This is a genomic window from Paenibacillus sp. J22P165, from assembly GCF_059692015.1.
The window spans coordinates 443225-457943 of record NZ_JCAUAP010000005.1 but is presented as its reverse complement, the minus strand read 5'-3'; the positions used below and the strand labels follow the sequence as shown (position 1 = coordinate 457943).

The following is a 14719-nucleotide window of genomic DNA, read 5'->3' as shown; positions in this document are numbered from 1 at the left end:
GCGCATTCGGTGACGGCAACATATAGCCAAACATATCTTTCATTTTACAGAAAGAAGGGGTTTAGATGAAAAAGAAATTGTTCGTTCCAGCTCTACTCGCTATGACGTTTGCAGGAGGCACACTGATTGCTGGTTGCGGATCATCCACGACGGGCACAACAGAGACGAATAAACCGGCGGAAAGCGCCAAAGCAGCTGCGACATCCAACGGCAAGCCTGTTAAAATCGACATTATCGAGACAGGAAGCGGGTTGCCTACACCTGATCAGGACATCATTAAGCAGGAGCTGGATAAAGCGCTGAATACGGAAATTAATTTGACCGTATACGCTTCCGGCGACGACTATAAAAATCAACTCAACGTACGGATGGCATCAGCGAACTTCCCTGATTTGTTTGCGGTGGATCGCCAACAGCTGAAACAGTTCTCGGATCAAGGCTTGCTGCTTGACCTTACACCTTACATGGATAAGCTGAAGCCTACGAAGGATTTTATCGGTGATGCTTCCTTGAAGAAAGGCGCTCTAAACGGCAAGACATTTGCCATTGCCAAGTCGCCTACGGTTCCTTACAACACGTACTGGATTCGTAAGGATTGGTTGGATAAGCTTAATTTGAAAGTGCCGACGACACCAGAAGAGCTTTATAATGTTGCAAAGGCTTTCACTGAGCAGGATCCGGACGGCAACGGGAAGAAGGATACTTTCGGTCTGACGGGTGGTAAATTTGGCGCGTTTGAGCCGGTCTTTGGCGCATATGGTATCGCTTATTCGGGAGTACCGAGCTTATATGTAAAAGATAATAAGATGGTGAACTCCCTTTATGATCCTAATATGAAGGATGCGCTCGAATTCATTCAAAAAATGGTGGCATCAGGTGAAGTTGATCCTGAGCTCATGGCGAATACAGGAACGCAGCATCAGCAAAAGGCGATTAAAGGACAGGCAGGTATTGTGTACCTAGACTGGCCGAATGTTACCAAGGATCAGTTCGTTGAACAGATTAAAGCTGTGAATCCGAATGCGAACTGGATACAGGTAGAAGCAATGAAAGGTGTTGGCGGTCAATTCGTCAGCGGAAATGACATCGGTGCGACCGCAGGCATGTATGCGATTCCGAAATCGCTCGAAAAGAGCCCGGAAAAACTGCAAAAAGTGCTGGATCTCTTGAACTACGTTTCCGGTAAAGACGGCTCTCCGCTTGTCCAATACGGTGTGAAAGGTAAGCACTACAACCTGGACGGAACGAAAGTCGTGCCGACAGACCTGATGGGGAAAGAAGGCGGCTACTTCTGGCTCTACCAATTTACAGGTCGTCCGGAAATGGATTATTTGACAGTGAAGTTCGCACCGCAGTCCAAATTCATTGAATTTGCAAGCAAGCAGCCGCGGATCGAAGTCTTGAACGGCTTCGTGGACTTCCCGAACGGTTACAACGCAGCGGATGCGAATCGTTACATTGAAGAAGAATTGTCGAAATTCATTTATGGCAAGCGTCCGCTTAGCGAGTATGACAGCTTCATCAAAACGCTGGAAGGCTCCATGAATTATAAAGCGTATTTAGACGCTGCAGAGAAACGCATTAAAGAGCTTGGTTATATTAAATAAGATTCGGATCGAAAGCAAAGGCGGCTGTCCCACAAGTCATAATATGACTGACGGGGGCAGCCCTTTTGTTTTGCCTGTTAGTGGGTTGACAAAAAAGCGTACCGCCCTTATTATTTAAACGAATGTTTTAAATGATCGTTTAATAATGAGGAGTGGTAACATGAGACAGTCGATAGCTACATTTTTGAAGCCCGCGACAACGAAGGTAGGGATTATTACAGCGATTACGTTTCAATTGCTGTTTAGTATTATATGGATGACCGGCTATTCCGGGGTTTCGGATAATACGAAGAATTTGAAGATTGCAATCGTTAATGAGGATCAAGCAATGGGTGGCAAAATTGTTCAAAGCTTGCAGAGTAATCTGCCCTTTAAGACAGAAGTCATCTCTTCCAATGAGGAAGCACAGAGCAAGCTAAATAATCGTGAAGTACAGATGGTCATGCATATTTCACCGGATTTTTCGAAAAAATTACAAACACCAGGACAGACATCACCAATTAGCTATACAGTAAATGAGTCTAATCCGTCTATGACGAAGTCGATCATGCAGGCTGTGGCCGCGAACATTACTTCAACAGTGAATAAAGAGGCAGTAGCGGCAGGTGCATCAGCTGTTCTAACACAGATGAATCCACAGCTTCCTGCGGAGCAAGCGACTCAGATTGCACAAGGTCTGGCGAGTAAGGTAAGTTCCGATATACAAAGCACGAATAAAGTAAAGGATATGCCGAATCAAATGTTACCGATGATGCTCGTACTTGCCTCGATCGTAGGTACGATGATTATGGGAATGAACTTCAGCGTAACTAGCAATGTACTTGGTGCATCTCTAACTAAAACGCAAAAAATGGCTGCACGTACCAGTATAACTGTGATTGCTGCGGTTGTTGTTGGTCTCATTAGTGCAACTATGGTTGTTTCATTAGGTGGATCCGTAGAAAAAGGATTTGCAGAGCTTTGGGGCTTTGAGTCATTATTCTTATTAACGTTTGCATTGGTTGCACAAATGTTTTTGACATTGTTTGGGAACGCAGGTATGCTATTTAACATTGCTATGTTATCCTTGCAGTTGGTGTCATCCGGTGCGATTGTACCGAGAGAACTTTTGTCACATTTCTATCATTCTATCAGTAATTTCTTCCCGGCAACGTATGCGGTGAACGGGTTGATGAATATTTTGTTCGGTGGGCCTGGGGTAGGCCACGAAGTTGGTTTCTTATTTTTAATTGCCGCAGTAGCATTTGCGATTGATATGCTCGTTGTGGTCGCTAAAAAAGCCAAGCCGGCTCTATCCACAAATCAAGTTCAATCAAATGCGTAACTATTGAGGAGGCCGCTAGGCATGGGTCATCAAGATTCAGATATGAAAATGAAAATTGTGTTAGCAGCTAAGAAATTATTTGCAAAACATGGTTATGATGCAACTAGCGTACGTCAAATATGTGAGGAGGCCGGGGCCAATGTGGCTCTGGTTTCCTATTATTTTGGCGGAAAAGAGAGCGTTTTCCATGAGGTGTTTAAACAGTTTTTTCCTTCAAATGATCTGAGAGAGTTCTATGGTATTTATGATCCGTACCTCGGTATCCAAATGGTCATTAGAGAAGTTCTGAAGATTCGAACAGATGATCCGGAGCTAATTAGCATAATTCAAATGGAGATCATCACGATTACCCCGCGTGTGGATAAAATGAGAGAGATTTTTTTCCCACTGTGGCAAAAGGTTCGTGATTTATTGGACAAGGGCAGACAAGACGGGGTTTATGAGTTTGAATCGCTGGATAGTACGCTCATGTTTGTTTTGGGAGCCATGTTTTTTTACAAGCAACGCGAGTTTTTTGAACCGATTTTTACGGAAGAACGGCCGGATATGGAAACATTGATAGGGCAAACAACGGCGTTCATTATGCGTGCGCTCGGATATAACAAATAGAGGGGAATTGGGGATATGGGCAAAACAACTATCGTCTGCTTGGGAGAGCTGTTGATTGATTTTGTGCCGGAGGAGAATGGCCAAGCTTTGGCTGACGTCGACAAGTTTGGTCGGGCGGCGGGCGGAGCGCCGGCCAATGTAGCTGCTGCAGTCGCCAAACTAGGCGGCGACGCTAGGTTTATTGGCAAAATCGGCCGAGATCCTTTCGGCGATTATTTAGTACGCACGCTGCAGTACGTAGGCGTGCAAACGGCGGTATTACAGACCGATGAGGCGAAGACCGGTCTGGCTTTTGTTTCGCTGCGCGCGGACGGTGAGCGCGATTTCTTGTTTTTCCGCGACCCGGCGGCGGACATGCTGCTACGCGCAGACGAAGTCGAGTCGCAGTGGCTGGAAGACGCAGCGGTCTATCACTTTGGCTCGGTATCACTGATCGCCGAGCCTTGCCGTACAGCTACGCTCGACGCTGCGAAGCGAGCGAGAGACCTTGGTGCATTGGTGTCGTACGACCCCAATGTTCGGTTAGCCCTGTGGCCGAGCGCGGATGCGGCTCGGGCTGAAATCCTTGCGCAGCTTCCGCTTGCGGATGTGGTCAAGGTCAGCGAGGAGGAAATTGAATTCCTACTCGGTGTGGACGCGACCACGGGTGCGCAGCAGCTGCTGCAGCGCGGGCCCAAGGTGATCGTTATCACCTTGGGAGCGCAGGGCTGCCGCGTGGTTACCGCGCGGCAGGATGTTGTGATCGCCGGCGTGCCTGTGGCAGCCGTCGATACGACCGGCGCCGGCGACAGCTTTGTCGGCGGCATGCTCTTTCAGCTGGCGCGGATAGGCGTTACGCCAGCTACGGTTGTGGATGCGCTGGCTGAAGCCGGAGCTGCTGAACGTATCTTTGCCTTCGCGAATCGCGTCGGCGCAATGACCACGACGCGCAGGGGAGCAATTCCTGCGCTGCCAACACTCGCAGAAGTTAATGAGGGGATCCAGCTGTAAGCTGGGTCTCTTTTTTTGCTGAATTCTGAGGTATCTACAACTTGAAGATGCACCAAGTGGAGTGGACATCGCGCATGATCCGATTTTCTGAGGTATCTACAATTTCCTGAGTCAAAGGGATAGTACGCATAGATGGAGGTCCTTGGAGTAGCAAGGGAGTGCCTATTTAGTAGTAACTGGATACTGTGGAAGTTAGAATGTCGATTTAGCAGAGCGCTTCAATGGTAGTGCCCATTAATTTGTAAATAGCTGTTGAAAATTGGAAGTTTATGTGATACTTTTATTATATTGTTTCGAACTTAAGTTAATAGAGTTTGGTTTGCGAAGAACGCAAATTTCGGAGATGAATTTTCCGAGGTTTGCGTTTTTTGTTGTGTTTAAAGGATCAGATAGAAAGGAGGTGATCAATTGAACCACAGGAGAAGCCTGCTTATTAGTGTGGTTGCTGCATTGCTTGCCGGGGCGCTCGTATACGGTGTGTATGTGTTACAAGTGAACCAGGTAGAACTGCAGCAGACGGTACAGGTTGTGGTTCCGAAGGATTTTATTCGCGCGGGCCAGTTTATTCGTGATGATATGCTCGAGTTCAAGTCGATTCAGAAAGGGAGTTACACCTCGGAGATGATGACGAAGTTTACTGATGTTGTCGGGCAGGAATCCATGATTCCTCTAGGGACACTGGAACCTATTTTAAAGTGGAAAGTGAATCGTTATCATCTTTTACCGAATGAGGGACAGGCCACTTTTCAAATTCCTAAAGAGTATCTGCTTTCGGTTTCGAATGGCATACGGGCGGGAGATCGGGTTCACATGTATGTATCGGGGGCGGATGGGAGCTCGCGCAGGTTGTTCGATGCGAAGGAAGTGACTGTTGCTTCAGTGAAGTCATCAGCCAATGTGGAGGTAGACAATCCGAAGAACTCCAATTTGCTATCCAAAGTTGAGGGGGATGAGCAGAAGATGTATATTTCCAGACTGGAAGCTAATGCGGCAATCGATCAGATCAATTTGAATTTGACGGAAAGCGAATGGCTCCAGATCGACCAATTATGTTCAGCGAAAAAGGCGAAGCTAGTGATTGCTTTTAGCTCCACGTCGATTCTGGAATCAGGTAGTTGATGGCATAGAGGAAGTACGTGTGCGGCAGTAATATGGCAAAAAGAGAGGTGAAAGCATATGCAAATTGCTTTAGTTTCGACGGATCAACGGTTAATCGATGAGCTTACGAATGTGGTGTATGAGAAGCCGTTTGGGTGGCAAATATTTACGGATGCGAATAATTTAGAGCCTAAATTAAAGGAGCATGCTTACTCACATGTCATTCTATCGGATCGGGAGCTATTATACGGGGAGCTTGAGGAGTTGCTTGAAAGCTTGCAGGGGCAGAGCAAAGTGATGAAGATCATCGTGTTACTCTCGAATTACCATGATGGCTCAATCAATGAGAAGTATTTGAAAATGTGCAAACTGATGAAGTTGGATTATATTCTTCCGGGCCGCAGTACAGCTGCGATTGCAGATGAAATTCGCGCATGGGTGGATGGAGCAAGCGAGGGGGTCTCGAAGAAGGTACCTCCTGGTAAGTTAATTACGTTCGTTGGTTCCACACCGAATATTGGAACGACGTTGGCGTCCTTTGGTGTAGCTGCCATGTTAGCGATGGAGACATCGAAAAAGGTTGGATATCTGTGTTTGAATCTCAAAAGTTCAAAACTTCATCGATATCTCGGACGCGAAGAGCACTTTTTTACATTAGATGGCTTGAGAGCGGAACTGAAGGCCCAAAGCTTAACGCCCGAGAGGCTGCTCCACGTCTGTGATAAGCCGAAAGAGGCGCATGGCTTGCATATCCTTTATGGGAATATGCTGCGTGAGCAGGCGGAGTTTTTTACGCCATCGGAAATTATTCATTTGCTGCGGGTGGCGCGTGGCGCTTTCGACATCTGTATTATTGAAGTCAGCGCGTATTGGGATAATGCGGCGACCGTTAGCGGGTTGCTTGAAGCTGACAGCAAAATTGTCGTCACGACCGGGGATATTGCCCATTTTCAGGAGGACTTCTCGAGGTGGATTCGGCAGGTTGGAGCAGTGTTTGGCTTGCAGCCGGATGCATTTGAGCTGATGGCCGTACAAACGGATCGCAATGCGAAGCAAAGTGAATTCACGATCAAGGATATTCGAAAAGAAACGCAGCTGCACTTAATTGGACATGTCAGTAGACATGGAGATGCCCTCGCTCGTTGTAACCAAGGTAAGCTCATAGAGATGTTAATCCCAACGCATCCTATGCATCAAGAGGTAAGGGTGGTGGCGCGGAAATTTGTTGATTTTTATAAGCTTCCTTCCAGAGGAAATATCCAGCATAATACTTGGTTCCAGAAGCTTATCACAGGTAAACGCGTGGTTAGCTAATCCATTTTAGGAGGGTAAGGGAGTGAGTGGGAAGAGGTTTTCGATGATTACCTACATGCATGAACGTAGGACGGAAGAAGCTGTGGTAGGTTTAAATCACCATCTGAAACAACAGGTTGCTGGTAGTAGGCATCCCGATGATGAAGTCGATGAATGGAACAATAGTGTGCGTGTAAACGTGAACGATCAAGATTATGTAGGCTCAGGTGAGGATGCATTTTTTCAGCAATGGGTACAGGAGATTCGGAGTGAGCTTGTGGCCTTAAAAGGCAGATCTGAGATTGAAAAACAGTTGTATAATGAGACGCTAAATCGCGCAATTCTGGGCTATGAAGAGGACCGTGGCAAGCTGCTGGCGATCATTCATGATCTTGTATCAAAAAGAAGACTTTCAGATATTCCACCTCGGACCAGTGGGTATACGACGTTACCTGAAGCGATTTTTGCCGAAATTATCGGCTTAAATGTGCTTGAGCTTGTCCTCAAACAAAAAGAAGGATTAGAAGAGATTCAAGTTGTGGGGAAGCGGATTTTTGAAGTGCGTGGAGGAATGGCTAGACCTTCTGCGTATGAGCTTCCATCCCTCCGAGAATTAGAAAGAATTCAACAAAATTTGGTGTTATTCAACCATGACACACTTAATCCTAGGAAGCGTTGGGCTGAGGTGGTTTTGCAAGATGGCTCGCGTGTAACGATGACGGGCTTCGGATTTACGGCTGAACCCACGTTGACAATACGCTTTTACACGGTAAAAAGATTCGATTTATCCTCCCTTACCTCGCCAGATCTGGCCACAATGGATGCCCGCATGGAGCTATTACTTCGTTGTTTTATCCACACATACTTCAATATGGTAGTTATTGGACCGACAAACTCAGGAAAAACGAATCTACTCAAGGCAATTATTGCCGAGATGGACGATAACGAGCGAATAATCACGATTGAATCGCGATTCGAGTTGCACTTAAAGCGAGATTTCCCCCATAAAAATATCGTCGAATACGAAATAGACGAGGAAGATCCGAGACATTCGGGCTTGCAGGCTTTTAAACTTGCCTTAAGGCAGTCTCCTAAACGCATATGTCACGCAGAAATTAGGGACGAAGATGCTAATTTGTATGTTCGTGCTTGTACACGTGGTCATGAGGGCAGTTTGACGACGGTTCATGTCAGTGAGCTGGAGGATGTGCCAGATGCGATTACAGATATGTGTATGTTGGATGGCAGAGGGATGGATTCTAAGCGTTTGACGAAACGAATTACTGAATTTGTGACACATATCGGCATTGAAATGCAGGTTGTTCAAGGGAAAAGAAAGATTGTGCGAATCGTCGAATATCGTTATGAAAATGAATGCGTTTTCGTCACGAATCTAGCACTTTATGACAACTCGACAGACAAATGGACATTTCCCGGGAAATTGTCGCTTCATGCTTCGCGTAGAATAAGAAAAGTGGATGAAGCTTGTTTCACGCTGTTGATGGAGCACGGATTTATTGAAAATGAAGGGAAAGAAGGCGGTTTAGAGCAGTGATTTTCGCTAAATATGTCTTTCTCTTGTTGTTATTTGTGCTCGTTTATGTGGGTTTTCAAGCACTGCTACAGCTGTTTATCCGACAACGCAAGGCGAGGTTTAGGCTTTACTATGTAAGAAACGCTACTTTTAGCGCGAGATTAACTTCTTATTTGGAGACAAGGGGCTGGATATCTAAGCATATTAAGGAGTTGTTGGAAGCCGTCGAATCAAAAATAAGTATACAGGTGATGCTGACAATTAGTCTAGTGGGGTTATTATTCGGCTTGTTGACTGGTGGTTTGTTTTTCCAATCCGTAAAAGGTGCGCTTATGATGACGATGATTGGTGCTTCGATGCCTTATTTGCTGCTTCGAGTGAAGCTGGTGAGTGTCCGTTTGCGAACAAGGCTTGAGTTTCTTCCTGCTGTCGAAGTCTTTTACCAGTCTTACTTAATTGACCCTAATCAAAATATCAAAATTGCGCTGAAGTATTGTATAGAGGAAAATCGAATTTTGTATCCGATTAAGCCTGTTTTCGAGCAATTATATCGTCATTTGATGACGCAAAGGGACACAGAGGAAAGCTTGCGCATCTTCGCTTTGTCGTTGGGTCACATCTGGGCAGATTATTTTACCGGGATTATGCGAGTGGCATTGAAAGAAGGAAGCTTTGTGGGGGATAGCCTGAAAGAGCTTATTACAGATATGCGTAAAGCGCAGCGTTTTGATCAAATGGAAAGAAATCGACTATTGGAAATTCGTATTGCTAATTTTACGCCAATTGGTTTTATGGTCTTATTTATGTGGATTAATTTCAAAGTAAATGCAGATAACGCTTATTTATATTATGTGATCGACCCTGCTGGTCGGAATATGATTTTGGATGCGTTGTTGTTGATATTTGTATCTTTTTTGATGGGAATTTACTTGTCTATGCGAAGAATGTGAGGAGGTGAATACCTTGGTCATGGTCAATGCCCAGCTGCTTATACTGCAGTATGCTACACGTTTTGTATTATTTATGCTTCTAATGCTGATGATCTATCATGTCCTAAAGCTCATACCTGTTCGCAAAAGGAGATGGCGATCCTTACATGTAAAAAGCACGCTGAAAGAGATTAGAATCCCCTCGCAATTGTATAACTTGCTGGGCATGAGTACGAAAGTTGTAGAGACGAAGCAACAGTTGCTGCTAGGTTGCGGAATTTGGATGAATGCGAACCTATATGAGGGTGCCAGGAGGTTGCTTTTAGTTATAGCGATGCTAATCGGAGTTATGGGATACGCAGCTTTCAAGCATCCATGGCTCGGTCTGCATATACAGCCTGCGTATGTACTTGTGAGCGCGGTGGTGTTGTCGATTTTTCTAATGTGGGATCGAAAAGTACTAACAATGCTAAAAGAAAAGCGATCACAGCGCATCGTGCGGGATATTTATGCGATCAGTCGACAGCTCTTATACTATAATGATTCAAAATTGAATTTGCATGACAAATTGTCTTTATGTGTCGGTCAAACGACGTCGATTCGAGCTCATGTCGAGCTGCTGCTGAATGAGTGGTATCAGGGAGCTGAGGATGCGATTGTTCATTTTAAAAAGAGACTAGGGACCGATGAAGCGCATAGCTTTGGTGAGACGCTGAATGCGTTAAGGTTGAATGAGCATGGGGACTATTATGAGCTGTTAAAACAACGCATTCAGGACTATAAAGAAAAAATGGAATTAATTCGCGAGAGCAAGAAAGAAACGGTGTCTTATGTGCTTTTCGTACTTGCAGGATTGCCGATATTGAATACATTTCGGGTATTTATGTACCCGTGGATTGCAGAAGGGCAACGATTATTTGATGCTATTAACTAATTACACTAGGAGCGCGAAAATATGAGAAATATTTTGGTAACGGTAATGATGCTGATTGTGGTCGCTTATTTGTTTACTACGATTATTAATGACGGGTCCACGGGAATGAGACGGAATATAAGCACGCATGGGACGACAGCGAATACTAACATTTCCTCACTTCAACCGTAGTACGGTGGGGAAAGGATGAGGTCGATTCTTGTTACGGTGCTGTTGGTGATGGTCATTATCGGTATTTATTTCGATGTTGTTGGAGGAAGTACGGGGACGCGCAGGCAAGTGAGTGATAGCGGAGCGAGAATAAATGAGTCAATTGAGCGGATTAATCCATGAAGCAGATTTTGGTGTTTATCTTGTTTGCTACGATGCTTTGTTGGTTTATGTTCTCACCAGTGTATAAGCATGTCATTATTGTTCGGCAGGCTGTGCTGCAAAAAGAAGTCGATTATTTGCTCGAGGTCGGAGCGAATGGCAGCCATGGGTATATCAATGCAGCGATGATTGCCGAGTCCAGAATGCGTATGGCGGAAAGAGGTTTCGTACCTGTAGACATTACGTATGTGGTTGGGACCAACTCTGGCGTTGGCGGAATGGATGCGAGCGCACCCGTTTGGAGAGGAACGGGCTTGCGGCTAACGATCACCTATCCGTATCAGCGGCTTTTTGTAATTGATCAACTTATCGGGATACCGGTACCTTCTGCATCAGATCGCATGGGGGCAACCGGTATGAAGATGAGTGAATATGTACCTTGAGAGTTGAGGGAACGGCGTGTATAAGTTGCTTTTAATGATGTTAATGAGCGTGGTGTTTATGTCTTTGTATGCCTTACAAACGGATGAGGAATTAGCGATGCATACCGTTTTTCAAGGAAAGCATGGGCTGAACCATGCGGTACATGCTGCTGCACAGCAAAGTGATGTGGTAAAGCTTGCACAAGGAATTCATGCCATTGATGAGGTGAAAGCTAGAGAGGCTGCGATGGCGTATTTGCAGGTTAATTTACGCTTAGATGCAGATAATGAGCCCTTGCCGGATACTTTTTTACAAAGCACGGTGGTTGTTGACTTCTTTAAGGTGGTTAATGAGGGGGAAATATTTCCCTACACGTATCGAGATGATGCGAGGGACTATACGGTTACGTTGGAACGCCCTGGCGTCATTATGTTTATTCGTCTGGCGTTTCCGCGAACGTACGCGGTGTTGCAGCCGATTACGTGGACGATTAAGTCTTCTGCGGAGATGGTGTATTGAGGGGGAAGTGAGAGTGGCAAGGGTGATGCGGGATGTGAAGTGAGGTTAAGTGGAATGAGGTGAAGTGGAATGAGGTGAAGTGAGGTGAGGTGAAGATGAGGATGAGGATGAGGATGAGGTCGCTTTTGTCAGCAACGTTTAACTGGAAAATATACAGCTAAATGGCGTGTAAAAGATGATTTTTTGCGAATAGATGGAAAATGTACAGGTAATTCCTCCGTAATCGCTCTAAGCGTTGGTTTTGGAACAAAATAGCTGGAGGGAATCCAGTTATTCTGCAATTTAGTCCATAAGTGAACAAATTAGATACAGGAAATCCATCTATTTATGTGGAGTAGGGTGAAGGGGCTCGAAACAGAGCCAGTGGAAGAGTGATGTTATAGCGGCAATAGAACTCGTTAGAATGTCGTTAGAGTCCCCATAGAGCGATAGCGGTTATTTCCATGTATAATGTGAAAGTGAGGTGTTAATCTACGGCGTATAGGAGTTGAGTTCTATGACAATTTTTCAGCAAAGGCAGCAGTGGCTGCAAGATGAGATGCGTAAGCGAGGGTGGTCAGGCTTCCTGGTCACGCACCATGTCGATATATATTATTACTGTGGCTCGATGCAGACGGGGTATTTGTTCATTCCAACTGAGGGAGAGGCGATTTATCTCGTTCGTCGCAGTTTGATACGCGCGGAGGAGGAAGCGGCAGCGGAGGTTGAAGCGCTCGGTTCTTGGAAGACGCTCGGCGAGCGGCTTCGCGCGCGAGCGGGGGGCGTGGACGCAGCGGCTGGTGGGGCGCTGCGTGTGGCGACGGAGCTGGACGTGTTACCCGTCCAGCTGTACGTGCGTTTGCAGACTGCGCTGCCCGGCGCGGTCTGGGAGGACGGCTCGCTGCTCGTGCGAGAGCAGCGCATGATCAAATCGCCGGACGAAGTCGCGGCGATTCGGGCAGCAGCGCGCGTCGTGGACGGCGCGCTGGAGGCGGTCATCCCCCACATTCGTGAGGGGATGGCGGAATTTGAGCTGATGGCGCTCATTGAGCATCAGCTAAGGCTACGCGGGCACCAAGGGCTGATGCGCATGCGCGCGTACAATTCCGAGTTGATAACTGGAATGGTCGCGGCAGGCGCGTCGGCAGCGGTGCCGACGTATTTTGACGGGCCGGCCGGGGGCACGGGGCTTCACCCGTCCAGCCCGCAAAGCTCGGGCCGCGCGCTGATTCAGCGCGGCGAACCGATCCTCGTCGATATCGGTTGCACCATCGACGGGTACTTGATCGATCAGACGCGTACGCTGGTGATCGGTGATCTAGACCCTGAGCTGCAGCGAGCCTATGACGTGGCGGAGGCGGTCCTCCGCGCCACGGAAGCCAGGCTACAGCCAGGCATGATCGCCGAGCATCTGTATCTGCTCGCGCTGGATCAAGTGCAGGAAGCTGGGCTGAGCGCCCACTTCATGGGGTACGGCGCTGACCAAGTGAAATTCCTTGGTCACGGCATTGGGCTCGAGATCGATGAGTTACCCGTTCTCGCCAAGGGTTTTAAATATCCGCTGGCACCGGGTATGGTTATTGCGATCGAGCCCAAGTTCACTTTCCCCGGGCGCGGAGTCGTGGGTATCGAAGATACGTATCTAATTACCGAAGGGGGATACGAGAAATTAACCGTATCCCGGGATGGGATACGCCAGATATAGGAAAGAGCCCCGCGGCATGTCGCGGGGCTCTTTTGTAATCACCAACTTACTACCGCCGGATCGCGAAAGCGCATAATACCGCCCTTGTTCCTGCAACCTCTATTCATTCGAAAGCTTCAAAACCTCCAACAATTTAAAAAACAAACTGAGTACAATCGTGGCAACCGTAGCTAAGGCCATTCCTTTCATCTCAAAATGCCCCCATTTCAACGTTGCCCCGCTGAGCCCGATGACGAGTACAACAGTGGTTAGAATTAAGTTGATTGGTTTGGAGTAATCGACTTTAGTTTCTACGAGCATTCGAATTCCGGAGGAAGCGATAACTCCAAAAAGCAACAAGGATACCCCGCCCATGACGGGGGTTGGAATCGTTTGAATGAGAATGGCTATTTTACCGACGAAAGAAAGGATAATCGCCAGAATGGCGGCGCCTCCGATCACCCACACAGAGTAAATGCGGCTGATAGCCATGACACCGATGTTTTCGCCGTATGTGGTGTTGGGCGTTGAGCCGACGAAGGAGGAAAGGATTGTAGAGACGCCATTTCCGAGCAAAGATCTGCTCAGGCCAGGGTCTTTGGACAGATCCTTACCGACCATATTCCCAGTGACGATCAAATGTCCGATATGCTCCGCAATGACGACTAAGGCGGCAGGTGCGATAATGAATATACTGGGCCAATCGAAAGAGGGGCTGTAAAAGGTAGGGATTTTAAACCAATCTGCGGCTCGTAGCGTGTCTCCAATATGTATCAAACCTAAGATGGCTGCGAGCACGTATCCAGCTATTATAGCTATCAATATCGGAATAACCTTCAATATCCCGCGAAATACAACTGAACCAATAACGCCGACTAGTAATGTGACAATGGATACTGTTGCAACGGTAGGATCTGGTGACCAGCCCGCTGGAGCACCGCTTGGGGCAATAAGACCCGCCATGCCAGCTGCTGTTGGCACTAGCTCTAGTCCGATCACCGCAACGATTGCGCCCATGGCAGCATGGGGAAAAACTACATCAATCCAGCTCGTGCCAACGACTCGAATTAGTAAAGCCACAACGGTAAAAATCAATCCAACCACTAGAAATCCACCTAATGCAGCACTATAACCTTTGGATGCCAGCACGATGAAAACGGGCGATAGAAACGCGAAACTTGACCCTAAGAAAGCGGGTATTTTGCCTTTTGTAATAAAAATATAAATTAACGTACCGATTCCATTCATGAGCAGGATAGTGGCAGGATCGACTTTGAATAATATGGGAACCAGCACGGTGGAACCAAACATCGCAAATAAATGCTGCAGACTAAGTACAATACTTTCTCCGATGGGTGGGCGTTCATCAACTTGAACGATGCGAGACACGCTGTAACCTCCTTGTTGTTAACTTCATATCGGATATATTACCCATATTTTGATATTTAAAAAAAGGGCAGCCCCGAAAGTCAGATAAATGACCT

Annotated in this window: 15 protein-coding genes; 14 read left to right on the top strand and 1 reads right to left on the bottom strand. The window is 46.8% G+C overall.

Annotated elements, in window-relative coordinates; genetic code table 11:
- Nucleotides 1-65 precede the first annotated feature (65 nt).
- From AC58QM_RS14735 to AC58QM_RS14670, 14 genes are all read left to right on the top strand, one after another.
- Nucleotides 66-1607, top strand: a complete 1542-nt coding sequence (locus tag AC58QM_RS14735) for an extracellular solute-binding protein (RefSeq protein WP_497285144.1) — start codon at nt 66-68, stop codon at nt 1605-1607.
- 160 nt (nt 1608-1767) lie between these two features.
- The gene (locus tag AC58QM_RS14730; protein ID WP_497285142.1) at nt 1768-2931 is read left to right on the top strand and encodes a YhgE/Pip domain-containing protein; all 1164 of its coding nucleotides are present in this window, start codon (nt 1768-1770) and stop codon (nt 2929-2931) included.
- A gap of 21 nt (nt 2932-2952) precedes the next feature.
- Nucleotides 2953-3540 (top strand): TetR/AcrR family transcriptional regulator, encoded by a 588-nt coding sequence (locus tag AC58QM_RS14725; RefSeq protein WP_497285141.1) that lies wholly within the window; start codon nt 2953-2955, stop codon nt 3538-3540.
- A gap of 15 nt (nt 3541-3555) precedes the next feature.
- Entirely contained in the window at nt 3556-4530 is a 975-nt protein-coding gene (locus tag AC58QM_RS14720) for a PfkB family carbohydrate kinase (protein ID WP_497285139.1), read from the top strand.
- A gap of 408 nt (nt 4531-4938) precedes the next feature.
- Nucleotides 4939-5649, top strand: coding sequence for a CpaB family protein (locus AC58QM_RS14715; RefSeq protein ID WP_497285137.1), 711 nt, complete (start codon nt 4939-4941; stop codon nt 5647-5649).
- Between the two features lie 57 nt (nt 5650-5706).
- Nucleotides 5707-6942, top strand: a complete 1236-nt coding sequence (locus AC58QM_RS14710) for a CpaE/TadZ family protein (RefSeq protein ID WP_497285135.1) — start codon at nt 5707-5709, stop codon at nt 6940-6942.
- 22 nt (nt 6943-6964) lie between these two features.
- Nucleotides 6965-8476, top strand: a complete 1512-nt coding sequence (locus AC58QM_RS14705; protein ID WP_497285133.1) for an ATPase, T2SS/T4P/T4SS family — start codon at nt 6965-6967, stop codon at nt 8474-8476.
- Nucleotides 8473-9405 (top strand): hypothetical protein, encoded by a 933-nt coding sequence (locus AC58QM_RS14700; RefSeq protein ID WP_497285131.1) that lies wholly within the window; start codon nt 8473-8475, stop codon nt 9403-9405. Before AC58QM_RS14705 ends, AC58QM_RS14700 begins: the two co-directional genes overlap by 4 nt.
- 13 nt (nt 9406-9418) lie before the next feature.
- Complete coding sequence (locus tag AC58QM_RS14695) at nt 9419-10318, top strand: hypothetical protein (RefSeq protein ID WP_497285129.1); 900 nt, start codon at nt 9419-9421, stop codon at nt 10316-10318.
- A 21-nt stretch (nt 10319-10339) separates the two neighbouring features.
- Nucleotides 10340-10489 (top strand): hypothetical protein, encoded by a 150-nt coding sequence (locus tag AC58QM_RS14690; protein WP_497285127.1) that lies wholly within the window; start codon nt 10340-10342, stop codon nt 10487-10489.
- Nucleotides 10490-10504: 15 nt separating this feature from the next.
- Nucleotides 10505-10651 carry a hypothetical protein gene (locus AC58QM_RS14685; RefSeq protein WP_497285125.1) on the top strand — a complete coding sequence of 49 codons (147 nt, stop codon included), beginning with the start codon at nt 10505-10507 and terminating at the stop codon, nt 10649-10651.
- Nucleotides 10648-11073 carry a hypothetical protein gene (locus tag AC58QM_RS14680; RefSeq protein WP_497285123.1) on the top strand — a complete coding sequence of 142 codons (426 nt, stop codon included), beginning with the start codon at nt 10648-10650 and terminating at the stop codon, nt 11071-11073. Before AC58QM_RS14685 ends, AC58QM_RS14680 begins: the two co-directional genes overlap by 4 nt.
- Nucleotides 11074-11089: 16 nt before the next feature.
- Complete coding sequence (locus tag AC58QM_RS14675) at nt 11090-11572, top strand: hypothetical protein (RefSeq protein ID WP_497285122.1); 483 nt, start codon at nt 11090-11092, stop codon at nt 11570-11572.
- 496 nt (nt 11573-12068) lie between these two features.
- Complete coding sequence (locus AC58QM_RS14670) at nt 12069-13256, top strand: M24 family metallopeptidase (protein ID WP_497285121.1); 1188 nt, start codon at nt 12069-12071, stop codon at nt 13254-13256.
- A 99-nt stretch (nt 13257-13355) separates the two neighbouring features.
- On the opposite strand, the gene uraA is transcribed toward AC58QM_RS14670, so the two are convergent.
- Nucleotides 13356-14624, bottom strand: a complete 1269-nt coding sequence (gene uraA, locus AC58QM_RS14665; protein ID WP_497285120.1) for a uracil permease — start codon at nt 14622-14624, stop codon at nt 13356-13358.
- Nucleotides 14625-14719 lie beyond the last annotated feature (95 nt).